General features: G+C 54.9%; 1 protein-coding gene and 1 pseudogene. One reads left to right on the top strand and one right to left on the bottom strand.

Going from position 1 to position 1,184, the window contains the following annotated elements; genetic code table 11:
* Positions 1 to 245: 245 nt before the first annotated feature.
* Entirely contained in the window at positions 246 to 650 is a 405-nt protein-coding gene (locus ACXJKH_RS20890) for an H-NS family nucleoid-associated regulatory protein (protein WP_457322253.1), read from the top strand.
* A gap of 142 nt (positions 651 to 792) precedes the next feature.
* Here the strand turns inward: ACXJKH_RS20890 and ACXJKH_RS20895 are convergent.
* Positions 793 to 1,184 (bottom strand): annotated as a pseudogene (locus tag ACXJKH_RS20895) (hypothetical protein); the annotation flags it as partial.

The following is a 1,184-nucleotide window of genomic DNA, read 5'->3' on the forward strand; positions in this document are numbered from 1 at the left end:
GTGGTGTCTACCTCACGGAAGAGGTGATTGGCTTAGGCTCTTATGGCCGCACCCTGACCCTCTTGACCTTGGAAGAAGCGGAAGACGATGAAGATGAATGAGACTATTTCGCCCTGCATCTGGACAGATGGCTTGCATTATCGTTTGGCGAACTAAGAAACGCCGGGCTTCGCCTTACGCTCAGTTCTCCTTTATCGGACAAAGGCCTGATATTATTTCCTACTATTCAAGAGACCAATTACCAAATGAGCAAACCGACCCTTGATTCAATTGCCTCTGCAAAAGCCAAGCTTGCCGAAGAGCTGCGTAAGCTGGAAGAGCAAGAAGCAAAATTGATTGAAGACGAAGYCTCTGATGCGTTTCTGCAGATTTCGGATTTGCTGACTCGTTACGGACARCATCTGACGTCTAAGCAGAAGGCCGATATTGCGAACCAGGTTGGCGGTTCGTTTAATGGGCAAGCTCGCCAAAAGAAGACTTCTGGTGAAAAGAAGGCAGTCGCCCAGAAATACTGGCTGCCGCACACTCAGGAAACTTGGTCTGGCCGAGGCCGTACCCCTCGCTCGTTCGCGGCTTGGGAAGGCACGGCGGCCTATAAAGAATGGAAGTCCAAGCACCCTGATGAGAAGTTCCCCGCGTATCCGGGCTGATTTTTAGCGAGACGGGCTCTGTTTAGGCGGAGCCCGCGCCTTTGGACAGCAGTCTCAGCAGAACGCTCCGCAGAGCCTGATGCTTATAAGCCCGACTCTGGCTCTCCTAGTCTAGGCAGCCGCTGAGTTCGCGGACCCAGGGCTACACCCGCAAGACAAGCGTCGCTTTGACTTCCAACAGGGCGAAGTCCAACGTCTGATAGACGACACGGACAGCAGCTGCGTAGCCAACTGAGACCACAAACAGCCCGATGAACGAGATTGCGGCAGCAATGGTTGGGAAGAGACTGGTCTCCAAAACATCCTGGGCGACGGTCGGGGAAAGCACGCGTGCCGTGGCAAGCCAGAACAACGCGCCCCAGACGATGCCAATGAATACGTTGAACCGCGCCATTCGCTCGGTCGTTTGCGTTTTCACGAGCTGCACCCCAGACGACAAGCGCTCCAACTCCCCCTGATCTTTCACCAGCCGCTCGATGGCGCCTGCAAGCTCTCCAACGGACTTTGCGGTGACACCAGCAAGGACCGTGCGAG

Source organism: Stenotrophomonas sp. P5_B8, assembly GCF_054049855.1.